Consider the following 23,161-nt stretch of genomic DNA (forward strand, 5'->3'; position numbering starts at 1 on the left):
GAATGGCCGCAAAACGGACTAATTTCCGTCCGATCGCAAGGGGTGTCCCAAAAGCCGTGAAATGGCTGCTTGGGACACCCCTCGTTTTTTGAGCAGGATTAACGTGAGCACTTGGGTGGACGTTCCTTCTCTCACTCAGTCATATCCGCCCACCGCTTCAGGCAGCTCCAGATATTCCGCTTTTGTCTTGACGAGTTCAAAGATATAGCTTCTTATTTCCTTTAGCTTTTTGGCATCTTCGGTGACCTCGCATTTTTCCTCGGACCATTCCAGTGTTTGCTCTTCTCCATTCAGCCTTATCTGCCAATGCTCTTCATCATAGGGTGTCTGATTGCAGTTTTGCCTCGCCGGTTCCGGTTCCAGCTTCAGCTCACCCATTACATCAATATCCCGCAGGCGGGTATAGATGTCCGCCATTTCGCTCCCGGTAAACGTCAGATCCGCAGTTGCCTCACCTTGGGTCACCAAATCCTTGGTTACGGTGCCTTCAAAGGTATTAATTTCATTCTTCCCGGTAATTCCAAAACGGACGGAGAAGGCAAAATCCTCCGGCATCACTTCAGGCATAAGGTGGCCAGGCCTCTGCAGTAGAGCTGCAGACTGTGTAGTACTTCCGTTTCCTCCATCCGTGCTTTCACACCCTGCAAGCAGCAGAACCAGCAGCAGCGGCAGACAGGCCAGCAGCTTAAACATCTTCATTTCCTCCTTTGGCGGTTTCGCGCGCTTGCTCCATTTCTTTCTAAACGATGATAACACTCCAATATGTTGCAGATAGGCTGCCGAAAACTAGAAAAAGATACCATCCTCGTGGGATCGTATCTTTGAAATTGCTGTACTCAGAGAACTCTTGCTCATTTTACGATGGAATATACATTTGTGTCATGCGTCTTGCCGTCCTGGACCATATAGTTTCTTAATAGCCCCTCTTGCTGAAACCCCTGTTTAACCAGCAGCGCTTTAGAGGTTTCATTTCCAGTGAATACTACAGCGCCGATCCGGGTCAGCTCCATTCTTTCGAAGCCATAAGCTAGAACCCTGGACACCGCTTCCGCGGCATAACCTTTGCGCCAAAAATCCGGATTGAGCTCATAGCCAATTTCGGCCCGTTGGTGCTTTGGTGACCAGGCGTTAAACCCGATTGTCCCGATAAGCCCTTTGCTGCCCTTAAGCTCAATGCCCCACCGGATACCTCGCTTAACCCGGAAGCTGTCTGCGAAGAAATCAACATATTCCCCCGCCTGTGCAAGTGTCGTAAGCGGCTCCTGCCCATAGTAGCGCATGACCTCGCTGCTGGAAAAGCAGGCGAAGATCCCCTCGGCATCCTCTGCTGTAATTTCTCTTAATCTAAGCCTGTCCGTCTCCAATACAGGAAATTCAAAATACTCACGATTCATAGCAGAGGGAAGCTGACGATTCCAGCACGCCTGCAATGTAACCGGACACCTCAAGATGATAAGGATGCACCAGATAAGCCTCCATGTCCGCCATTGATGCATACTGAACGATTAGCATAAGATCATACGTGCCGCTTCGGACATCAACCTCCACTTTCAGATCGCGGATATACTCTATTCTCTCGCGCATGCCAAGCAATACCTCTCTTGTCTTGGCTATGCTGCCCGGACTGCTGTCCTTCAGCTTGATTAATAAATTGTTGATAATCACAGCCCGATATCCCCCTTCTCCTGCTTCTCCTGCTTCTCCAGCTGCAGCATGGCCGTAGCAGCTTCGCGTCCGTTCACCAGCAGCGTTATCCGGTGTTCTCCCGGATAATGGCGGCGGGTCGTCAAATCACCCCAGCGGTGTGTCCGTGTGGCCTTTAAAGTACTGCCGCCGGGCACTGTTTTATCAGACAGGAGAAATAATTTGCGTGATGTCTTTCCTCCGGCTTTCACAAAATCAATGCCATATTCAATCCGGATCCGCACAGGGCCGCCTTGAGCAATATCAAGGCTGTATCGCAGTTCGCAGCTTCCCCCAATCTGCACGATAGCCGGATCGACGGAAAGCGAGGCATCGGCAACAAGCGGTGTGTCCTCCGCTTCAGCCGCATATCCAAACAGTTCCATAATTTCCGGGACCGCCTTGCGGATCAGCGAACGGCAGGCATGCCGCACAATCCAGTCCGTGTACTCATTCTCACCTTTCCAGCGCTGAGCAATCCCGATGACAACATCAGGATGATCCTTCGCGATATCGTTCAAATTGTTGGCCACACTCTTGCGCACATACAGTGACGGGTCAGCCTTCAGCCGTTCCAGCACCGGCAGCACCGGAGCCGGATCACGCTTGAACATCGGCAGCGCCTGTCCCCACGGCAGACGTGGCCGGCTACCCTCACTGGCCAGCCGCCGCACATGCTCGCTGGAATGGCCGGACCAGCGCAGCATCTGCGCCATCATCCGCTGCGGCTCGCGCAGCAGGAAGGGACGAACGGCAAATTCCGCCGACGATCCTCTTGTGAACCGCTCCAGTGCCGCCATCGACCGTTCCCAGTGTTCCTCCGCCTGCCCGTACACCTCGACAAAGTCGGGGAAGATCAGGTACGGAAAACCTACACATTGCTCATCTATCGCATACAGAATATCCAAGGCGTCCTCATACCCCGGGGGCAAAAAAGACCCAAGCGTCTCTGTAATCCGCCGCATCCGTCCCTTAAGCTCCAGTTCCTCCCAAGGCGCCTTCATCGCCGACTGGACGAAGCCTTCCAGATCGAACAGCCCGTATACGGCTTTAATCTTTCCGCCGAGGCCACGCAGAAAGTCCTCGTTGTACATTGCTTTTAATGGTTCAGCCATACGTTAGTCTCCTCCTGCTGTTTCATTCAGACTTTCTGTCAGGAAAGCGTAGCATAACGAACCAGACAGCCTTATGTCATATTCATTTCATTTAAGTGTCAAAAGAACGCCTCTGGATACCTCAGCTCACCTTTAATGTCCCCCAGCTGGCCTTCCTGTAACTCATACACCTGGAATACCTCGTCCGGCACCTCAAATTGCTTCAGCTCCAGCCCAAATGCACGTGCTGGTGTAAAGCCGAATTTGGGATAATAGGAGGGATGGCCGATCAGCAGCACAAGCCCATACCCCAGCGCCTTGCAGCGGCTGAGCCCCTCCTCGATGAGCTGTCTTCCCACGCCTTTTCCCTGATAATCGGGATGTACAGCTATAGGGGCAAGAGCAATAACGTTATGGGCTGCAGTACCATCGGTAACCTTGGCTCCGCTTAACAAAATATGGCCGATGACCGTCTCATCCTCCTCAGCCACAATGGAAAGCTCAGGAATGAAGTCTTCGGACTCTCTTATTCTTTCAATCAGCCTCGATTCATCCTCACGGTTTCCAAAAGCCCGGTAATTTAGATCAAATACTTCTTGGTAATCATCCGCTGTTTCTGTTCTTAAGTGCAAATCTTCCATCCCCTTTCGATATTGCTTTGCTTGCTTTAATTGATCAGCACTTCTATCTCTTCTATGCTTTTTTTCGCTCTGCTGTTCAGCCCACGCTTATCCTTAAGTCCAAGCGACTGCAGTTCATGTCCGGGATCTATGACCAGCGGCTCTGCAATCACAGACTCAAGCAATTGAACCGCTGTGCGGCAAGCGCTGAACAAAAGATCGCGGGGAATGCCCCCTTTGTTCGAGCGGATGATTCCCACCAGACTTTCGGCATACATCAGCCGGACGATGCTGTCGGCGCTGAGCAGGTTGCGGGCAGCGAAGGAAGCTGTATTTTCTACGATAACAGGAGCCTGGAACTGTCTGGAAAGTGCATCCAGTGCGGACACCGCCTCCCAATCACGGATCGACAATTGCTGCAAATAACCGGTTACCATCTCCTGAAACCATTGCAGCTCCATTTCCCTTGGGATTTCATATTTCTTGTACTGCTCCAGTACACCTTCACGGTGCATCTGCACAAAGCTGCCCAAATACCGGGCAAAACATTCTTTTGCTTGCTGTGTCAGGTCATTCATGAGGGTTCCACCTTGTTCTGTAGATTGTATTTAATAAGGATTATAAGGCTCAATATGCTTAAGACTGGACTCACGGATTCCCGACTTCCGGCCTTTAAGACTGATCTCATGGCTGAACTGCATTACTTCATTATGGGCAAAATAAGTATACTCCACCTCAGGCTCATCGCTAAAACTCACTACGGCAAAAAAAGGCGGTGCTTTGATTCCCCAAACCCCTTTTACCGAAGATATCGTTTCATCGCTGTAACCCTTCTCTTCGATCAGATAGGCCTTTACCCTATGAGAAAAGATGAATTTGTTGACTTGCACGTATATTACAGCAGTCAAAATAATTAGCAGAATCAGCACAACAAGCGCTCTGTAAGCGAATTTCCTCATAGGCCTCACTAGAAAGCCACCTGCCTCCCTGCATAACCACAGTTTTATTTTCGCAAATATTACAAATTAAATCCTATTTTCAAAAGTCACAGCCTGTCGTAAAATGATTGAAATGACTTTATGGAACGATTAAAATTCGAGCCGATAAACGGAGGGACGGGACTATGCCGCAAACACTTATTAAAAATGCCGATTTTTTTGTTGCTGCCTTGTCGCAGACCTTTGTGTCCGCGCTGCAGCTTGACCCCGATGGAATGTACTCCCAGGTAGGCTTCGGGATTGTTGAGAAATTCTCCGAAGAGTATGTACGCTTAAAAAGATTCGACGGCTCCATCTCGCACTATGACAGGGATATTACGAAGTTTCAGCATAACAAGGCCTAACGCACCGCACATAAGCTTTATTTTAATTTCCCCTTTTCAGGGCAATTCCCCTGCTTTTTCTAGATTTAGTATTGAAAGCAGGGTCCCTAAAAGTTCGCAGCAGGTACGTTTACCCGTAAACGGACTCAGGAGACGCTAAGGAGAGTAAAACCCCTGTTTATTCTCTTTTGCGGACTCAGATGCACTTATCTGCGCTGCATTCTATCTAAAAATGGCTACCAGGGAGAAATAACTGCGCTGGAGTCCGTTGTCCTACTGTAACAGGCTAAAAGCCCCAAATAGGTGCATCTCGGTCCGTTCGTGCTCAGAGCCAGCAGTTTGAAGACAAGCCCTAGTAAAACAAAAAAAGCGGACACTTAAATTGACCCGGTGTCCACTTTTTTATGCCCTTGCAGCGGGCTAACTTATCCCTGCATTTGTTCCAGCTCATAGTAGGCTCCCCGGCGGCTCATCACATAAACAATTGTTCAAAATCGGGCAGGGAATTACACTTTCCAAAAATCCGTACCGGCAAAAACCTGCTCTTTGCCCGGCGCCTCTTCCCCCATGTCCGGCAAAATAGCCCAGCCTACACGCTGTTTTCTCAAAGGGTCATTCTTCGCCAAACCGTATTCGCGGTACCGGACGGTCTCTTCATTGGCCGGTTCCTCCCAGTTATCCCAACCGCACGGATGAATATGCCCGCCCATGAGGCAATTCACCATCTCCGTCTTGGCATAGCCGCGCCAGGGACGGCCCAAATACACTTCATCCACATTCGGGGCAGCTGTCAGGTAACAATCCTTGAACAGGTAACCGTATGGCTGGCCCGGCGGTGTGGAGCCTGCCGTGATGTAGCCAGGACCATCATTGTAGTGCCGCAGGCTGCGGATTTCGCAATGCTCGAAATAAGCCGTCGCACCGCCAAAAATAAAATCTACCGTACCTTCTATGTAACAATGGGTGTACAGCTGGCGGTAATGGTTATGCCGCTCTTTGAGGGGGATTCCTCCGAAAGCTCCCCCCTGTTTGTTCGCCGGAGGCAGCGGGCCAGTAAACAGGGTATCCTGGTGCCCCTTTAAGATACAGTTGCGGAAGACCGTTTCGTCGCAATGTGCATATACTGCAAGCGCTTGCCCGATTTTAGTGCCTTGCCCGGCCGTGTTGGATAGGGTCAGGTTTTCCAGCACCAGCCTGCTCCCACCCAGAAACAAGGTCGGAGTGGCAAAGGTGCCCTGTTCCTCTCCAGTCTCATCTTTCTGCCTTGCGTAACGGTTGTTGGTAATCTCAACTTGTCCGATGCCCCTGATCGTCAGGTCCGAACGATAGATCCGCACAGCCTCCTCATAAATACCAGCCAGAATATACAACGTCTCCGCTTTACCTGAAGGCAGCCGTTCAAGCGCATCAACCGCCTCCTGGATCGAATGAAAATCGCAAAAGCCCTCTTTGCCCACCAGCATTTCATTTTCCTCCTCTTCCGTCCCATGCAAATAAATTATAGCTCCCGGAAGCGTGTTCTGCCAGTATAAATTTTAACGTGTGCATTTCATAAATCGCTTGACTTGATCCCGTTCAGGAACTACACTGGAATCGTTAACAATTCTATTTCCCGGAGAGATATTATGATTACTATCAAAGATATTGCACGTGTTGCCGGCGTTTCCCATACCACCGTTTCCAGAGCACTAAACGGCAGCCCGCTAATCAAGAAAGTAACCCGGGACAAGATCGAGAAAATCGCCGCGGAAATGAATTATGTGCCGAACTACAGCGCCAAAAGCCTGGTCACCAAACGGTCCTTTACCATCGGGCTGTTCTTCTCCAGTATTGATCAGGGAACATCGTCCAGCTTTCTGGTCGACGTCATTAAAGGGATCAGCCATGTGCTGGATGAGAACTTTAACCTGACTGTAAACGGAATTGACGGCGTTCACAATTACGCCAACATTCAGCCGCAACGCTTTGACGGTATTCTGGTCATGAGCCAGAGCGACGAGGATAACGCTTTTATCTACCATGTCAAAACAATGGGCATCCCGCTTGTGGTGCTGAACCGCCAATTGGAGGATCCCGGCATTATGAACGTTGTAGCCAATGACCGCGAAGGTGTGAAGGAAGCGATCGATTATGCCGTAACACAAGGGCATCAGCGTTTTGCAATTATTGAAGGCAAACCCGGCTTCAAGTCCTCAACCGAGCGTAAACAGGGCTTCATAGATAGCCTGATCGCCCACCAGCTTCAGCTGAATTCAAGTTATTTTGCAGCCGGTGATTACAGCATTGAAAGCGGATATGCCGCAATGACAACGCTGCTTGAGTTGCCTGATCCGCCTACGGCCGTCTTTTGCTCCAATGACGATATGGCTATCGGCGCCATGAATGCCTGCTATGCCCGAAAGATCAGCATTCCGCAACAGATTTCACTCATCGGCTTCGACGATATTATGTTCGCCCGCTACACGAATCCGGCATTGACTACGGTCCGCAAGCCTATTGCCGATATCAGTGAGCTCGGCACCAAGATGCTGATTCAGCTCCTGCAGCAGCCGGAGACCAAACCCCAGCAGTTGTTCGTCAAGACTTCGCTGGTCGTACGGGACACGGTCGCAGAAATTTAGGGATGTGGAAGGATCTGCCCGCCCCTGCCCTGCCGGTCCAATGCGCTCCGGCAGAGCAATTACCGGGTCCCTGGTATTGTTTAAAAAAGAGCCTCTCTTTTTTAAAATAAAATGTTAACGTGTGCATATAACTATTTGAACTCAAAGGAGATCAAACCAATGTCGACAAACCGTTTATCCCGAAGCACTCATCCCCATCTGCCCCTGCATCCCGAACGGATGATTCAGTTCGGTGAAGGCAACTTTATGCGCGCCTTCGTAGACTGGCAGCTGCAGCAAATGAACAATCAAGGACTGTTTAACGGAAGTGCAGTGCTGGTTCAGCCGATTGAGCAGGGTCTTGGCGGGCTGATGGCCGCCCAGGATAACCTGTACACTGTACTGCTAAACGGAATCATGCAGCAGCAGCCTGTGAATTCACGCGAGATCATCTCCAGCGTCAGCCGGGTGATTAATCCCTATACCGATTATGAAGCTTATCTCGCTCTGGCTGAGGACGATGGGCTGGAATTCATCACTTCCAACACCACTGAAGCCGGGATTGCCTATCATCCGGGCGACCTCGCGGACGGTACACCGCCGAAGAGTTTCCCGGCCAAGCTGACAGCGCTTCTGCACCGGCGTTTTCAACTGGGCAAAAAAGGCTTCGTCATCATCCCTTGTGAGCTGATCGACCGCAACGGCGAGAAATTGCGGCAAATTGTGCAGCAGTACGCTGCGGAATGGAACCTGGGTGAAGCCTTCCTGCAATGGCTGGAACAGGAGAATACGTTCTGCTGCAGTCTGGTAGACCGGATTGTACCAGGGTATCCCCGCGATAAAGCCGCGGAGCTGGAGGCTGAACTTGGTTATCTCGACAACCTGATGGTGACCGCTGAACCGTTTCTATTCTGGGTCATTGAAGGCCCGGCATGGCTTGCAGAGAAGCTGCCGCTGGCGGAAGCCGGACTGAATGTCGTGGTGACAGATGATATGACACCTTACCGTGAGCGGAAGGTTCATCTGCTGAATGGCCCTCATACGGCGATGGTGCCACTGGGCATGATGGCCGGCCTTGAGACGGTTGAGGATGTGATGAATGACGAAACGTTCTCCCGGTTTGTTCAGGAATTAATAGCGGAAGAACTGATCCCGATGCTGGATCTGCCGAAAGAGGAGCTTCTGCCTTATGCTGACGCTGTGCAGGAGCGGTTCAAAAACCCTTATATCCGTCATGAGCTTACATCCATTTCCCTGAACAGCATCTCCAAATTCAAAACCCGGCTGCTCCCTGTGCTGCTAAAGTTCCAGCAGGAGCGCGGCAAGCTGCCGGAGCTGATTACCCTCTCCTTTGCCGGCCTGCTGCTCAGCTACCGTGGAGACCTTGTGGCGCGTCAGGATAGTCCGGAAATGCTGGCCATTTTTGATGAAGCGTGGAGCAATCCTGCCAACTTCGTACAGGCGATATTGAAGGACGAGAGCCTGTGGGGCGAAGATTTATCGCTGGTGCCGGGCCTGGCAGAGGTGCTTGCGTCCCATCTGCAGAAGCTGGAAAGCTCGGACAGCCGGGCTGCACTGGAGCAGTTTGTAAGCTGAGACTTCCACAGTTGGCAGGTAAATAAACGATAGGCGGACTAACAAGCACAGCTTCTTCTAAAGGTTCCAAAGCAAGCTTTAGAAGAAGGTGATCAAGGAAGTTAATGAAATCACCACACTTTTAGGAGGGACAGCATGAAGCGTCTAATGAAAATGAATCCCCGGGATACGGTAGCTGTGGCGCTGCGCCCCATTTCCGCAGGAGAAGAGCTTGTTTTTGAAGGAATGACTCTTAAGGCAATCCAGGACATCCCGCAGGGTCATAAAATGGCGTTGACCAGCTTTGCGGCGGATGACGTTATTACGAAATATGGTTATCCTATCGGCCACGCGGTTGCTCCGATTCAAGCAGGCGAATGGATTCACACGCATAACATCAAGACGAATCTGGCGGGTGAAGAGGAATATGAATATGTGCCCGATCTTCATCCGGTCACTTACCCTTCCCGTGACTTGACCTTTCAGGGCTACCGCCGGGCAAACGGCAAGGTCGGCATCCGCAATGATCTGTTTATTATTCCCACAGTAGGCTGTGTGAACGGTATCGCCGAGCAAATGCTGCAGGAATTCAAGGCTGAACATCCGGATATGGGGACCTTCGACAACTTTACCGTGCTTAAGCATCCTTACGGCTGCTCCCAGCTTGGCGATGACCACCGGATGACCCGCAGCATTCTGCTGGATGCCGTGAATCATCCCAATGCCGGGGGGGTGCTCGTCTTCGGTCTTGGCTGCGAGAACAACATCGTCTCCGAGTTCCGCAGTATGCTGGGTGATTATGACGAGAAGCGGGTCAAGTTCCTCGTCGCCCAGGAGGTGGGTAATGAAGTGGAAGCAGGTCTCACGCTGCTGGAGGAGCTGTATGAAGCAGCTAAGGAGGATGCCCGTGAGACGGTTCCGCTCAGCGAGCTGAACATCGGGCTGAAATGCGGCGGCTCCGACGGATTCTCAGGTATTACCGCCAACCCGCTGCTGGGCGCTTTTTCCGATTTCATTATCTCCCAGGGCGGCACCTCGGTACTGACCGAAGTGCCTGAAATGTTCGGAGCTGAGAAAATGCTGATGGCCCGTGCGGAAAGCCGTGCGGTCTATGAAGATATCGTATCCCTGATCAATAACTTCAAGCAATATTTCCTCTCTTACGGGGAACCGGTCTATGAGAACCCTTCTCCCGGCAACAAAGCCGGAGGCATCAGCACGTTGGAAGACAAATCGCTGGGCTGTACCCAGAAGGCAGGAACCTCCCCTGTGGTGGATGTGCTGCAATACGGTGTAAAGCTGCGCAAAAAAGGGCTCAGCCTCCTGCAGGCGCCGGGCAACGACCTGGTGGCCGCATCTGCGCTAGCCGCATCAGACTGCCAGCTGGTATTGTTCACAACAGGCAGAGGAACCCCGTTCGGAAGCTTTGTGCCTACGGTTAAGGTGGCAACCAACAATGAGCTTTTTGCCAAAAAAGGCCATTGGATGGATTTCAACGCCGGTCCGCTGCTGGAGGTTCCGATGGCCGATGTGCTTGAGGAGTTTATCGCCTATATTATCGATGTTGCCAGCGGTCAAAAAACACGGAATGAGCAAAACGAAGTGCGCGAGCTGGCTATTTTCAAAACTGGAGTCACGCTATAATACCCTATTTCCATTCCAAATCCATGCAAAGGGAGCGTCATTATGTTTTTAAACGATGATTTTCTATTAACAACCGATACCGCACGGCTTCTGTTCCATCAACATGCCAAAGCTATGCCCATTATTGATTACCACTGCCATCTCGATCCAAAAGAAATTTATGAAGACCGTGCATTCAGCAACCTGACCGAGGCCTGGCTCTACGGAGATCATTACAAATGGCGGCTGATGCGTGCCAACGGGGTTCCGGAATCGCATATTACCGGAGATGCCTCGGATTATGACAAGTTTCTGGCCTGGGCCCGGACCGTACCGCAAGCCGTAGGCAACCCGCTGTACAGCTGGACTCACCTGGAGCTGCGCCGTTTTTTCGGTATCCATGAGCTGCTCAACGAAACGTCTGCTCCGGCCATCTGGGAAGAAGTCAACCGCAAGCTGGCGGAACCGGCCTTCTCGCGCCGCGGACTGATCCGCAGCTCCAGAGTCAAGACCATCTGCACTACAGATGATCCGGCTGATACGCTGGAGTACCACCGGCTGTTAAAAGAATCGGAGACGGCCTTCAAGGTATTCCCTACCTTCCGTCCCGACAAGGCGCTGAACATTGACGCCGAAGGATTCCCGGCCTGGATCAAGCGGCTGGAAGAAGCATCCGGCTTAAACGTGGTGTCGTATGCTTCGCTGCTGGACGCACTGAGAAACCGCGTGGAATTCTTCCATGAGAACGGCTGCCGCCTGTCCGACCATGCGCTGGATGTGCTGCGCTACCGTGCAGGTGAACCTGCTGATGCCGAAGCCATCTTCGCCAAACGGCTGGAGGGCGGAATCCTCTCACCGGAGGAAATCACACTCTACCGCACGGAGCTGCTGTCGGCTCTAATCGGGTTCTATCACGATAAAGGCTGGACGATGCAGCTGCATCTGCACGCCTTCCGCAACAACAATACACCAATGTTCCGGAAGCTGGGACCGGATACCGGTTATGACGGCCTGAATGACCTGCCGCTGACCGAAGCGTTGTCTAAGCTGCTCGACCGCGCAGAATGCGGGACCGGCCTGCCGAAGACGATTCTTTATTCGCTGAATCCGGGCGATTATCCCGCCCTGCTGGCCTTGATGGGCTGCTATCAAAAGGACACACCGGGCAAACTCCAGCTTGGCTCCGGCTGGTGGTACAACGACACCCGCAGCGGAATGCGCGAGCAGCTGACACTGCTTGCGGACAACAGCCTGCTGGGCAATTTTGTCGGCATGCTGACAGATTCCCGCAGCTTCCTCTCCTACACCCGCCACGAATATTTCCGCCGTGTGCTGTGCGGGCTGATCGGTGAACTGGCCGAGCGCGGTGAAGCGCCGGATGACGAAGTGCTGCTGGGTCAACTGGTGGAGAATATCGCGTATAACAACGCCGCCGGATTCTTCGGTTTTCCAGCCGGAGAATAAAGAAAGCAGGAGCGATCAGCTCTGCAAGAGCTGGCGCAAAAACATTAATATGTAATGAAGGAGAATACTTCATGCCGACACTATATATCGCCGGTGACTCCACCGCAGCGCAGAAAGGTGCGGACCAGAAGCCGATGACCGGCTGGGGAGAATATCTTCAGGGCTATTTCGGCCCGGAAATCACCGTGGACAACCGCGCAATTAACGGACGGAGCACCAAATCATATCTCGAGCAAGGACGGCTCGCGGATATTGAACAGGATTTCCAGCCCGGTGATTATCTGCTGATCCAGTTTGGCCACAATGACGAGAAGCAGGAGGATCCGGCCCGCTATACCGATCCCGGCAAGGACTACCGCCTCAATCTGATCACGTTTATTGATTCGGCCCGCAGCCGCGGCGGTTTCCCTGTCCTGCTGACCTCTGTCAGCCGCCGCCGCTTCACTCCGCAGGGCGATCCCGATCCGCTGGCGGTGGGAGCTTACCCGCAGGCGATGCGTGAAGTGGCGGAGCTTACCGGCACACCGCTGCTTGATATCTTCGCTTCTTCCCAGCAGCTCTACCGGAAGCTCGGTATCGAGGGGTCCAGGCATTTATTTATGCATCTGCCCAAGAACGGGCATCCCAATTATCCGGAAGGGATTACGGATGATACCCATTTCTCTAATGAAGGGGCCAAACAAGTGGCAGAGCTGGTAGCAGAAGCAATCCGCCATTCTGCAGACTTGTCTACTCTTATTCAACACATGCATCCATTGCAACAGAACAGGATTTAACTAAGAAAAGGGGAGGTACCCTATGTCCGCACCGCTTCATCTTGGCATCCGCGCCCATGATTTTGCCCGGCTTCCTTTGCCGGAGCTGATCGCCAAGCTGGATCAATACCGCTTTAAGCATATTCAGTTTGCGGTACGCAAATCTTTTCCCGAAAGCGTCCCCTCTCTGGCGGCATTAAGCCCGGGAACAGCGGCCTACTTTGGCGAAGCGTTCCGGCAAGCCGGGGTCCGGATCGCCGTTCTCGGCTGCTATGTAAATATCATTGATCCCGATCCCGGCAAAAGAGCGCAGGCGTTAAATGATTTCAGCACCCATCTTCGCCTGGCACGTGATTTCGGAGCCAGCCTGGTAGGTACGGAAACAGGAAGCGTAGGCAAGGGCTATACAACGGATAACTTTACGGAGGAAGCCTTCCAGGAGGTAGTCGTTTCGGTCAAGGCCATGGTGGCGGAAGCGGAACGTTTCGGCGTAACGGTAGGCATTGAGGCAGGCCAGAATCATCCCCTGCACTCTGCGAAGCTGACGAGGCGGCTGCTGGATCTGATTCCCTCCAATAATCTGCAGATCATTCTGGACTGCGCGAACCTGATGTCGCCCGATAATTACCAGCAGCAGGAAGCGGTCATTACCGAAGCACTTGAGCTGCTTGGGGACAGAATCGCAGTGATCCATCTGAAGGATTTCACGGTCCAGGACGGCCAAATCGTCATTGTTCCTGTCGGTCAGGGACAGCTTAGTTTTGCTCCTGTCCTCCGGTACATGAAATATACACGCCCGCACATTCAGGGCCTCCTGGAGAGCACTACCGAACCGTATCTGCGGGAAAGTGTAGATTTCCTGCAGCGGTTATACAGCGAAGTCTAGCGAAACGCTGCATTTCTTTGGATGATACAAACACATTTCAGGACCGCTTTACCGTGTCTAATATGGCGGATGATTCCAGAACATGCACTCTGAAATCATCCAGAGCTGCTGTTGAATGCCCGGGCTCTCTGGAGTTCCGGGCATTTTTATGTAGCGACGTACGGTTCGATTTTAACCAATGCTGCTGTGACTCCCCTTCCCCGCCCCGCTGCGCGTAATCTATAACTCATGAAACTGCCGCTTGTTACTGATGGGGAATCATGGGTACAATTATTAGAAACGCGTTATTATAAAAAGGATAGGTGAAACCAATGCATAATTATGGATTCGCGCGGGTGGCTGCCGCTTCCCCGGAATTGCGGGTGGCTGACTGCGAGTTTAATGCAGCACAAATTATTGAGGTTATCAAGCAGGCGGACGAGGAACAGGTAGAGTATCTGGTGCTGCCCGAGCTTTGCATCACCGGTTATACCTGTGCAGATTTATTCCTGCAGCCCGCACTGCTGGATGCGGCTCTGAAGAGCCTACATAGCATTGCCGCCGCAAGTGCCGGACTTCACATGGTAGTCATTGCCGGACTGCCCATTGCCATTAAGGGACGGCTGTTCAACTGTGCCGCCGTCATCCAGCAGGGAAACATTTTGGGCATTGTGCCCAAAACCTGTATTCCCGGCTACAGTGAGTTCTATGAACCGCGCTGGTTTGCAGGTGCCGAAGAGCTTGAAATCACAGAGCTGCGTCTCGGGGAAATCACCGTTCCCATCGGCAATGATCTTATCTTCGCATGTGAAGCGAACAGCAATTTATCCTTTGGCGTTGAAATCTGTGAGGACTTGTGGGTTCCCGTTCCACCGAGTAGTCTGTTAGCCCAAGCCGGCGCTGTGCTGCTGTTTAACCCTTCAGCCAGCAACGAGCTGGTAGGCAAAGCAGACTACCGCCGTCAGCTTGTCTCCAGCCAGTCCGCCTCCTGCGTGGCAGGTTATGTCTACGCCGGCTGCAATGCCGGCGAATCCACAACCGATGTCGTATTCGGCGGCCATTCCCTGATCGCCGAGAACGGGCTGACACTTGCGGAATCGGAGCGTTTTACCCATGAGAGCCGGATCATCATCGCCGATATCGACATCCCGAAAATCCAGTATTCCCGCGCGGTCATGGGTACCTTCCGCGCCGGAAAGGGCGGCCGCAATTATCGTGAGGTGCTGTATGCGGAGCCTGCCCTCCTTAACAGTGAACGGAAACTCGTTCGTACCGTCGGCGTTAATCCTTTTGTTCCCGGCAATCCGCTTCAGCGCGACGAACGCTGCCGTGAGATCCTCTCCATCCAGACTTCCGGCCTGATGAAAAGAATCCGCCATATCGGCACCAAGCAGGCCGTTATCGGCATTTCCGGCGGCCTGGACAGCACGCTTGCGCTGCTGGTGGCCGTACGGGCCATGGAGCTGCTCGGCCGCCCGGCAAGCGACGTGCTCGCCGTTACGATGCCGGGCTTCGGCACAACGAACCGGACCTACGACAATGCCGTCGGCCTGATCAAAGCGCTGGGAGCTTCACTTAAGGTTGTCGATATCAAGGCTGCCTGTCTGCAGCACTTCGAGGACATCGGCCATGACAAGGATGTTCATGACTTGACCTACGAAAATGTACAAGCCAGAGAACGGACACAAATCCTGATGGATTTGGCCAACAAAAATGGCGGCATTGTCATCGGCACCGGCGACTTGTCCGAGCTGGCGCTTGGATGGTGTACCTATAACGGGGACCATATGTCCATGTACAGTGTCAATTCAGGCATTCCGAAGACACTGATCCAGTACGTCGTCGCCTGGTATGCGGATCACGAAGCGGACGAGACGGTGAACAAACTGCTCTACAGCGTTATTGAAACGGGGATCAGCCCAGAGCTGCTGCCGCCTTCGAAGACAGGGGAAATTGTCCAATTGACCGAAAATATACTCGGTCCTTATGTTGTGCATGATTTCTTCCTCTATTATATGCTCCGCACCGGCGCTTCCCCCGGCAAAATCCTGTACCTCGCCCAACATGCCTTTGGCGATGGATATACCCGGGAACAGCTGGTCGGGTGGCTGAAAGTATTCATCACCCGTTTCTTCACCCAACAGTTCAAACGCTCCTGCCTGCCGGACGGCCCGAAGGTCGGGACCGTCAGTCTTTCACCGCGCGGCGACTGGCGGATGCCAAGCGACGCTTCCGCCGCGCTCTGGCTGCGGGAAGTCGAGGAATTGTAGAGATACAGGCTTATGAACAACAAAAGGAGCATCCGCTGCGCTGGCGGATGCTCCTTTTGTTCTATTGTCCGGCGAATGCTTCCTTGATCCGGTTGTATTCTTCCATTGTGATAGCCAACACTGTGCCGTGCTTGAAACCGTACGGGAAGCTGAAGCTCTCGTCTGAGCGGATAAACCGTCCACTGTCGATTTCATCCGCTATAAAAGGAACGTAGCCCTGACCCTCCCCTTCCACACCGAAAAAGTCCAGCATCAGGCACCATTTGCCGTTGCTCAGCTTAAACGCTGTAGGTGCTTCATAAGCACTGTGTCCCAGCTTGGCCATTTCTTCATCAAAGGCTTCAATTCGGGTGTACTCTCCGGTAAGAGTGCTGCCCTTCTGCAGAATAATCCCCGCCGGGTTGGCCTCGCTCTTTAAGAAGCGGTAATACATGCCGTTCTCTTCATAAATTGCCGAATCGATAATTCCGCTGCCATCCTTCCGGCACAGCATCCGTGGTTCGCTAAAGCTGTCAAAATCCTTAGTACGCGTATAATAGATGGCCTTATCCCCATAATTATTGGAGGCATGCGAAGAAGACCAGTGAATGACATAGTCTTCATTCTGGTAATCATAAATCACATCCGGAGCCCACAGGCAGCCGAAATCCGTATCGCCGAGTTCAATCATTCTCTGATCGGACCAGTTCACAAGATCATCCGATTCCCACAAGGAGAGGCATTTGCTCGCATCCCTGCCAATGTTGGACCAATCTCCTTTGTATTTGGTGTGGAAACAATTGGCCAGACTCAGGTCAGTCGCAAGAATATAAAATTTGCCGTTATGTGTTCTGATGATGGTATGATCTCTGACGCCTTTCTCACCCAAATTGCTCCATAAAACAGGCTGTTCCCCGTTAACCGCTTCCCAATTGAATCCATCGGTGCTGAGTGCGAAGTAGACCTGTTCTCCGTCGGGAGTCTTTTTCTCCTTAAAATGTACAAACAAATAGGCTTCCATAAAATAGGTTCCTCCTAATCAAAGTTCATAATCTCTTTGGTGCCGAACTTCTCCAGCATTAATAGTACCCTGGCGGGAAATAAACATAAATGATCTATTATGGGACATAACTGAACTATCCTGCACTTTTCACGGCAAGAAATCCGATGAAATTCCACTTATATCATTCTTGACTGGATAAAAGTTTGATGATATATTGATTCACGGTTTATTATTTTAGTATTTAACCATTTACTTCTTAACGATTAGAATCAAAGAAAATTCCCTATATAAATTGAACTTGTGGTTTTAGAGTACTGGATCAGTCGCAACTACGGTGAATATTTGGACTTCCGGCCGCTGTTGTCTTCAAATTTCTTGATTTAAACCGCTATTTAGCGGTAGAAATCCGAAAGTTCAATCTATATAGCTTGTTGTCTTGACGGGATAAAAAATTGGTGATATATTGATTCACAGCTTAATAATTTAGTATTTAACTATTTATCACTTAATCATTAAACGCTAAATTAACTTGTCCGCGTTTTCCATACAGCTTTCGGAGGTGAAGTTTTGTCCGATCACAATGATTTTTTTGAAATCTCTACCATGTTCAAAACGTTCCTGAAAGGAATGGCTCAGGGCTGGAATAAACAAGGCTTTGCCCTTAGCCTGACCCAATTCAAGGCTTTGCATTTTCTGTCCAAGGAAGGCCCGATGATGGTATCCCAGCTGGCCGCTGCGCTTAACATGACCCCCGCGGCAATCACAGGTGTTACAGACTCGCTGCTTGCTGAAGGTTACGTCGAGAAGGAACGGGCGGCTGACGATCGACGAGTGGTTAATATTACACTGACGAAGGAAGGAAAAGCTGCAATCGAGGAGGCGCATAATAAACAAAAGGAGATCATGGGCTCCTACTTCAGCATCTTGCCTGATGAGGATATCGCACATTTAAGAAGAATTTTTGGAGTATTAATTTCGGAATTAGACAAAAAATAAATAAACGGTGGGGAAAAAATCAATGGAACATTTATCTGATAAGCGCAAGCTTACCATTATGATCGCCATTATGGCAGCTATGCTGTTTGCGGCGATCAATCAGACGATTACCAGCACGGCTATGCCGCGCATTATCGCGATACTGGACGGTATGGATTACTATACCTGGACGATCAATATTTACATGCTGACTTCAACAATCGCCACGGTGCTTGTCGGCAAGCTGTCCGACATGTTCGGCCGCAAGCCTTTTCTGCTGGCAGGGATTCTGATATTTATGGTCGGAGCTTTTCTGACCGGTACTTCGGATGATGTGTATCAATTCATCATTTACCGCGGGATTCAAGGCGTGGGCGCCGGTATTATCCAGTCCACCGCATTCACAGCTGTAGGCGACCTGTTCCCTCCGCGTGAACGCGGCAAATGGATGGGCCTAATGACAGCTGTCTTCGGCTTCTCCAGTGTACTCGGACCGACACTCGGCGGTTATCTTGTTGACCATATGGATTGGCACTGGCTCTTCTGGATCTTCCTGCCGCTCGGCTTTGTTGCTTTTGCGCTGATCCTGGCCCTGTTCCCGAAAGCCAAACGCGGAGAGTCTACAAGCATCGACTATCTCGGCTCACTGTTCCTGACGACGACCATTGTTCCGCTGCTGCTGGCCTTCTCTTGGGCAGGTACAGAATATAACTGGGGTTCATCCCAAATTCTCGGCCTGTTAGCCGGATCTGTTATTTCGCTGCTTGTCTTTATTTTCACCGAAACCAGAGCGAAGAATCCGATTCTGCCGCTTCATCTATTTAAAAACAGTGTAGTTACGATTTCCAACCTGATCGGGTTCATTATGAACTTCAGCATGATGGGTGCGATGATTTATCTCTCGTTCTTCGTGCAGGGTGTGCTCGGTATCTCCGCTACTTACGCCGGTTATGTCACAATGCCGATGTCGATCGTTATGGTGGTTGCCAGTACCTTTACCGGTCAGATGATCGCCAAAAAAGGAAAATACAAACGTTATGCCTTGATTGGCGTACCGGTTATGATTGCCGGCATGGCGATTATGGTATTCATGAACAATGTGCCAATGGCAGTTCTGAGTATGATCGTATTCGGCCTCGGCCTTGGTCTGGGTATGCCTGTATTCTCGCTGGCTACGCAAAATGCAGTTTCCCATACGGAGCTTGGTGCAGTTACCGCTTCGTCTCAGCTGTTCCGTAACCTCGGCGGTACCATCGGTATCGCCGTGATGGGGACTGTTATGTCGAACAATCTTACAAAACATCTCAAGGAAGCCCTGCAGTCTTCCTCGGCAGCAGACTTCTCTCAGCTGGATCCGGCAGTGACCCAGCAAATGACAGCCTTTGCCAATCCGCAGGCGCTGATGAACAAGCCGCTGCTTGAGCAGACACAAGCCAGCCTGCCTGCCGATGCCCAGCCGATCTTCGTTCAGATGATTGACAGCATCCGTGACGCTCTGGGCCAGACATTGTCCACCGTGTTCCTGACAGGGACCATCGTACTGGTTGTGGCCTTTTTTCTGGTCTTCTTCCTGAAGGAGCTGCCGCTCCGCACCTCGAACAAGGCTCCTGCCGAAGGAGAAGCAGAAGGCTTGAATCCTTCCAAGCTTACGGTAGAAAAAGCTTAAGTATAATGGATTAAATCATATTTCTAATATTCTCAAGTGGAAACGGCTTTGCCGTCCTCAAAAGGACGGTATCCGTTTCAGCGAGAAATAGAAGGATAATTTATAGCGTGAAACATATAAATTCTTATCTTTAAATAAAGGGCAATCCATGGTCACTATGACCCGGGATTGCCCTTTTAGTGTAGACAGTAAGGATTGTGCCGTCAGAATCCTGTTTTGGGTATCTCTGCAGGAAGTACATTATAGGGTTCAACAAGGCCGGTCCGCACCTGATACATCTGCTCATGGGCCTGCTTCGCTGCTTTTACAAAATGTTCATACGGCCGGTTGCAGACATCCACAACGCCGATCCCGTAATTCTCCCCGTCAAAACGCCCCAGCACCGGCTGATCATTCCACTGAAAATAATGCACCCCGATCAGCTGCGGAATGGCTGCAGCCTGCTCGACATAGTAGCGGTAGGCAGCGCCGCGCTCCTCCCGGGTTGCCACCGCGCGTATGCCGTAAGCCAGCATGCCGCCGTCCGCTGCGCCGAAATGATATTCTCCGATCATGACCGGCTTGCCCAGCCGCTCGCTGATATGCATGATCTGTTCCCGGTCAGGAGCGAACTGATAGCAGTTCAGCGAGAAGACATCAAACCACTCGCAGCCCTCCAGCACATCGTCACTGCCCACCCAGGCATAACGCATGCCCAGATTGAGATGATTCGGGTCCGCCTGCTTGCATAGACGTGCCGGAATTTCGACATACCGCCGGATCATCATCCGGTTGAACTGTGCGTAATCTGCTTCCCTTACGGGATGATCCGAAGCTGCCGTACCATGCGGTGTGTACAGCTGTTCAAAGCTGGCGTAGCTGCTGGCCCACGCCTCATTCAGCTGCTCCACAGTCCCGTACTTTTCGCCCAGCCACTGGACGAACCGCTCCTTGCTGGCATAACGGACCGGTGATTTCAGCATTAGCTGCGTCAAATTCAAACTGTCCACGAATGCCCAATGCGGCTCATTGCGCATGAAATAGCCGATCATCCGCCGGTCTTCGCGCAGCGGAACCAGCTGCTTCGCGAATTCCTCTGCATTCTGCTCATACTCCCGGCTGAACACGTCGGGGAAATCGCGGAAGATTCTCTGCTCCGTCGCCGGAAAATCAGACAGCGGATACACATAGGGAAGCACCGAACCCTTGATAAATCCGTCATCGGACCAATTGCCGATCGTATTGAATCCCCACTGTCTCAGCCGGTATTCGGTCAGCTCCGTCCAGGCGGAGCGCCATTGTGACCCAAAGGTTGTGATCAGATTGGCGATCCCGAAGCTGAATTCCTGCCCTGCCTGTGACCAGGCCTCATGATAGCTCCCTTCCCGCTCCGGCAGCTGCGGGATCAAATGCTCCATGCCGGTTACGCGCATGGGAGAAGCCGGACCGGCACAGTCCATTCCCGTACTGAACAGGGCATAGCCGTCCGGATCAGCAAACCACCAGTTGCTGCCGTCAAATTCTGTCCGGAAATAGCCGGTCGCCTGAAATGCGAGTCCCTTCCAGCCTCCGTACCGGCCGAGACCATTCCCGCTGAAATCAGCCGTAGCTGCAAGCTGCCTTTCTAAATGCAGCCTTTCGCTCAACTCCGCCTGATTGGCCGTCTTCCCCTGCCAATCCCTGCCTTTCAGCTGGCCCAGCCCATCAATAAAAGGGTGGTATTCGTAGGTGAAATCCGGCTCGGCTCCGCTTAGAGACAATCCGCTAATCTCCACACTCCGGCTTGTCGTTGAAGGAATGGTCGCAATGGAGAACCCGGCAATCCGCTTCCGGTCGACCTTTGCATCTCCGCGGAGCACGGTCTGCATCACACCCGGATAACGGTCAAGGAACAGCTTCTCCCCGTTCAAGTGCTTCAGCGGCAAACAGATCACCGTTCTGACGCCCGGCAAAATGCCAGTATGATAGGTGATCATCCGGCTGTCCTGATCACGGAAACTGAATAGCAGCACCAGTACATCATGTGAATCGTGATACACCTCTGCATTCATAAACTCGTATTCCTGCCATACAGAACTGTCCAGACTGCCCTGCAGAAGCTCCATTCCCCCGCCCTCGGGCGTTGTGTTCAACCGGAAGCCGCCGGACGGAGCCGCGGATACTTGTGAATTATGAGCAGCTTGAAACCATTCATTGGAGAATGGGATCGTAAGGTTCATAAGTAACCCTCTTTTCTCAGAAATAAATGATTTCATAATTATAAGACCGGCCGTAAGCCCGTTATCTTACCGGTATCAGCTGAAACAACTGCCTATCCGGGCCAAGGCGTGGATCATGAGCAGATTCCGGTTCAAGGAACACCCGGCCCGGTCCTTCCCTTGAATCTCTCACTGCCTTAAGCACTTTGCTGTCCCTGGAGCTGATAATCAGCGCCTCTTCTTCCGTCTCTGTAAGCAGCCAGTGTGATTTATCAAGGTCGTCCGGTGCAGGCTCCAGTGTCAAGGCACCGGCAGTACCGGAGTATAATGTGAACTCCCCGTTCATGAGCTTCACAGTCCCGTCATCGTTGTACTCCACGGCCCATTGCTGTTGCTTATCGCTATAAGCAAGCTTGCGGACTTCCACACTCAGAGTTTGGCCTTGTTCTCCAAGCTCTCCTGCTGCGGCAAGATAAAGTTCCGTGCCTACACTCTTCAGCCGGAACAGCCCGCTGCCGGAGCTGCATTCCGCCTTCATTTTTCCAGAACCAAAATCTATAGTCAGCCGTTCTCCCCACGTAAGCCGCATCTCTCTTTCTGACGGAAACTCAAGCGGTAGGAACACATAGGACGAGGCGCAGTAATCCGCAGGGTCCCAGCGATCGCCCACATATAAATAAGAGGTCTGCCTCTGTGCGGCATCCGTTACAGGAACGATAAATGCAGGCTGAGTGTTGTAGGTCGTAATGTCGCCAAGCGGCATCAGGGGCGACCAGCGGCCGGTCAGCTGCCCGGCCCAGGCATACGCACCCTGGTTAGGCAGCCAGCCGGTACAAGCTGACGAGATCAGAAAGTAGATACCTCCACGCTTCATCAACGCAGGAGCTTCGCGCGCCTGCCCCGGCCACAATGTCTTCACTTGCTCCTCTATACTGAGATAATCCGGTGACAGCCGGTACATGATAAGGTCTGCATTCTCCCTGGCCGCGGCCAGGAAATAGGCCGTACCGTCGTCATCCTGAAACAGGGTGCAGTCCCGGGACATATTGCCTACCGGATTAAAGCTGCCGCGAAAGACATAGTCTCCGTCGATTGTCCCGCAATCGGCAATCGCACACCGCGCGTCGGAATAGTCACGCCCGTTCTCCCAATGCATCCACATGACGTATCTGCCGGTAAGCGCATTGTAAAGCACCTTCGGCCGCTCGATGACAGCCCCCTTTCCGTACCCGCCGTTCTGTGCTTCCCCGGGTTCCAGCTCCAGGGAAGTACGGTGATAAATCGGCCGTACCGGAGAATCCAGCGTCAGTACATCCTTCCGCCATTCCCAGTCCGCCAGGTTCGCGGAGCGGTAGCAGCTCACTTTACATCGTCCTGTGCGGTTTTCTCCGAACCAGTAATAGAATCCGTCCTCGAAGAGTATATGTCCGCCATGTGCATGTACGGGATTTCCGTTTGTGTCCATCAGCGGAACACCGTTTTGGATGACTG

Annotated in this window: 21 protein-coding genes; 10 read left to right on the forward strand and 11 right to left on the reverse strand. The window is 52.0% G+C overall.

The window, feature by feature from the left end; all coding sequences use genetic code 11:
* Positions 1 to 135: 135 nt before the first annotated feature.
* The 7 genes from MHI45_RS08065 to MHI45_RS08095 all read right to left on the reverse strand — a co-directional run bounded on the left by MHI45_RS08065 (position 136) and on the right by MHI45_RS08095 (position 4,356).
* The gene (locus MHI45_RS08065; protein ID WP_340897231.1) at positions 136 to 693 is read right to left on the reverse strand and encodes a hypothetical protein; all 558 of its coding nucleotides are present in this window, start codon (positions 691 to 693) and stop codon (positions 136 to 138) included.
* Positions 694 to 851: 158 nt separating this feature from the next.
* The gene (locus tag MHI45_RS08070; protein ID WP_340897228.1) at positions 852 to 1,394 is read right to left on the reverse strand and encodes a GNAT family N-acetyltransferase; all 543 of its coding nucleotides are present in this window, start codon (positions 1,392 to 1,394) and stop codon (positions 852 to 854) included.
* Positions 1,384 to 1,665 (reverse strand): Dabb family protein, encoded by a 282-nt coding sequence (locus tag MHI45_RS08075; RefSeq protein ID WP_340897226.1) that lies wholly within the window; start codon positions 1,663 to 1,665, stop codon positions 1,384 to 1,386. The genes MHI45_RS08070 and MHI45_RS08075 overlap by 11 nt, the downstream gene beginning before the upstream one ends.
* The gene (locus MHI45_RS08080) at positions 1,662 to 2,798 is read right to left on the reverse strand and encodes a hypothetical protein (RefSeq protein WP_340897224.1); all 1,137 of its coding nucleotides are present in this window, start codon (positions 2,796 to 2,798) and stop codon (positions 1,662 to 1,664) included. Before MHI45_RS08080 ends, MHI45_RS08075 begins: the two co-directional genes overlap by 4 nt.
* Before the next feature lie 98 nt (positions 2,799 to 2,896).
* Positions 2,897 to 3,418, reverse strand: coding sequence for a GNAT family N-acetyltransferase (locus tag MHI45_RS08085; RefSeq protein WP_340897222.1), 522 nt, complete (start codon positions 3,416 to 3,418; stop codon positions 2,897 to 2,899).
* Between the two features lie 26 nt (positions 3,419 to 3,444).
* Complete coding sequence (locus MHI45_RS08090) at positions 3,445 to 3,975, reverse strand: hypothetical protein (RefSeq protein WP_340897220.1); 531 nt, start codon at positions 3,973 to 3,975, stop codon at positions 3,445 to 3,447.
* A 30-nt stretch (positions 3,976 to 4,005) separates the two neighbouring features.
* Complete coding sequence (locus MHI45_RS08095; protein ID WP_340897218.1) at positions 4,006 to 4,356, reverse strand: DUF3139 domain-containing protein; 351 nt, start codon at positions 4,354 to 4,356, stop codon at positions 4,006 to 4,008.
* Between the two features lie 164 nt (positions 4,357 to 4,520).
* Between MHI45_RS08095 and MHI45_RS08100 the strand changes: the two genes are divergently transcribed.
* Positions 4,521 to 4,739, forward strand: coding sequence for a hypothetical protein (locus MHI45_RS08100; protein WP_340897216.1), 219 nt, complete (start codon positions 4,521 to 4,523; stop codon positions 4,737 to 4,739).
* A gap of 485 nt (positions 4,740 to 5,224) precedes the next feature.
* Here the strand turns inward: MHI45_RS08100 and MHI45_RS08105 are convergent, their stop codons facing one another.
* On the reverse strand, positions 5,225 to 6,181 hold the full coding sequence (locus MHI45_RS08105; RefSeq protein WP_341118952.1) for a pectinesterase family protein: 957 nt from the start codon (positions 6,179 to 6,181) through the stop codon (positions 5,225 to 5,227).
* 162 nt (positions 6,182 to 6,343) lie between these two features.
* On the opposite strand from MHI45_RS08105, the gene MHI45_RS08110 reads away from it, so the two are divergent.
* The 7 genes from MHI45_RS08110 to MHI45_RS08140 all read left to right on the forward strand — a co-directional run bounded on the left by MHI45_RS08110 (position 6,344) and on the right by MHI45_RS08140 (position 15,870).
* The gene (locus tag MHI45_RS08110; RefSeq protein ID WP_340897213.1) at positions 6,344 to 7,339 is read left to right on the forward strand and encodes a LacI family DNA-binding transcriptional regulator; all 996 of its coding nucleotides are present in this window, start codon (positions 6,344 to 6,346) and stop codon (positions 7,337 to 7,339) included.
* A 159-nt stretch (positions 7,340 to 7,498) separates the two neighbouring features.
* The gene (locus MHI45_RS08115) at positions 7,499 to 8,914 is read left to right on the forward strand and encodes a tagaturonate reductase (RefSeq protein WP_340897212.1); all 1,416 of its coding nucleotides are present in this window, start codon (positions 7,499 to 7,501) and stop codon (positions 8,912 to 8,914) included.
* Between the two features lie 135 nt (positions 8,915 to 9,049).
* Entirely contained in the window at positions 9,050 to 10,537 is a 1,488-nt protein-coding gene (locus MHI45_RS08120) for a UxaA family hydrolase (protein WP_340897211.1), read from the forward strand.
* A 42-nt stretch (positions 10,538 to 10,579) separates the two neighbouring features.
* Positions 10,580 to 11,980 (forward strand): glucuronate isomerase, encoded by a 1,401-nt coding sequence (uxaC, locus tag MHI45_RS08125; protein WP_340897210.1) that lies wholly within the window; start codon positions 10,580 to 10,582, stop codon positions 11,978 to 11,980.
* 71 nt (positions 11,981 to 12,051) lie between these two features.
* Complete coding sequence (locus tag MHI45_RS08130; protein ID WP_340897209.1) at positions 12,052 to 12,756, forward strand: rhamnogalacturonan acetylesterase; 705 nt, start codon at positions 12,052 to 12,054, stop codon at positions 12,754 to 12,756.
* A gap of 22 nt (positions 12,757 to 12,778) precedes the next feature.
* Positions 12,779 to 13,621, forward strand: coding sequence for a sugar phosphate isomerase/epimerase family protein (locus MHI45_RS08135; RefSeq protein ID WP_340897208.1), 843 nt, complete (start codon positions 12,779 to 12,781; stop codon positions 13,619 to 13,621).
* 311 nt (positions 13,622 to 13,932) lie between these two features.
* The gene (locus MHI45_RS08140; protein ID WP_340897207.1) at positions 13,933 to 15,870 is read left to right on the forward strand and encodes an NAD(+) synthase; all 1,938 of its coding nucleotides are present in this window, start codon (positions 13,933 to 13,935) and stop codon (positions 15,868 to 15,870) included.
* Between the two features lie 61 nt (positions 15,871 to 15,931).
* Here MHI45_RS08140 and MHI45_RS08145 read toward each other — a convergent pair whose 3' ends face one another.
* Entirely contained in the window at positions 15,932 to 16,870 is a 939-nt protein-coding gene (locus MHI45_RS08145) for a glycoside hydrolase family 43 protein (protein WP_340897206.1), read from the reverse strand.
* 549 nt (positions 16,871 to 17,419) lie between these two features.
* Here MHI45_RS08145 and MHI45_RS08150 point away from each other — a divergent pair.
* Both MHI45_RS08150 and MHI45_RS08155 read left to right on the forward strand, forming a co-directional pair.
* Positions 17,420 to 17,848, forward strand: coding sequence for a MarR family winged helix-turn-helix transcriptional regulator (locus MHI45_RS08150; RefSeq protein ID WP_038595081.1), 429 nt, complete (start codon positions 17,420 to 17,422; stop codon positions 17,846 to 17,848).
* Between the two features lie 22 nt (positions 17,849 to 17,870).
* Positions 17,871 to 19,493: an MDR family MFS transporter gene (locus MHI45_RS08155; RefSeq protein WP_076113363.1), complete on the forward strand. Its 1,623-nt coding sequence runs from the start codon at positions 17,871 to 17,873 to the stop codon at positions 19,491 to 19,493.
* A 203-nt stretch (positions 19,494 to 19,696) separates the two neighbouring features.
* On the opposite strand, the gene MHI45_RS08160 is transcribed toward MHI45_RS08155, so the two are convergent.
* Together MHI45_RS08160 and MHI45_RS08165 are read right to left on the reverse strand one after the other, a co-directional pair.
* Positions 19,697 to 21,691 (reverse strand): beta-galactosidase, encoded by a 1,995-nt coding sequence (locus MHI45_RS08160; protein WP_340897205.1) that lies wholly within the window; start codon positions 21,689 to 21,691, stop codon positions 19,697 to 19,699.
* A gap of 61 nt (positions 21,692 to 21,752) precedes the next feature.
* The gene (locus MHI45_RS08165) at positions 21,753 to 23,135 is read right to left on the reverse strand and encodes a family 43 glycosylhydrolase (protein ID WP_341118953.1); all 1,383 of its coding nucleotides are present in this window, start codon (positions 23,133 to 23,135) and stop codon (positions 21,753 to 21,755) included.
* Positions 23,136 to 23,161 lie beyond the last annotated feature (26 nt).

This window comes from Paenibacillus sp. FSL H3-0321, from assembly GCF_038002865.1.
In the GTDB taxonomy this organism is placed as follows: domain Bacteria; phylum Bacillota; class Bacilli; order Paenibacillales; family Paenibacillaceae; genus Paenibacillus_AQ.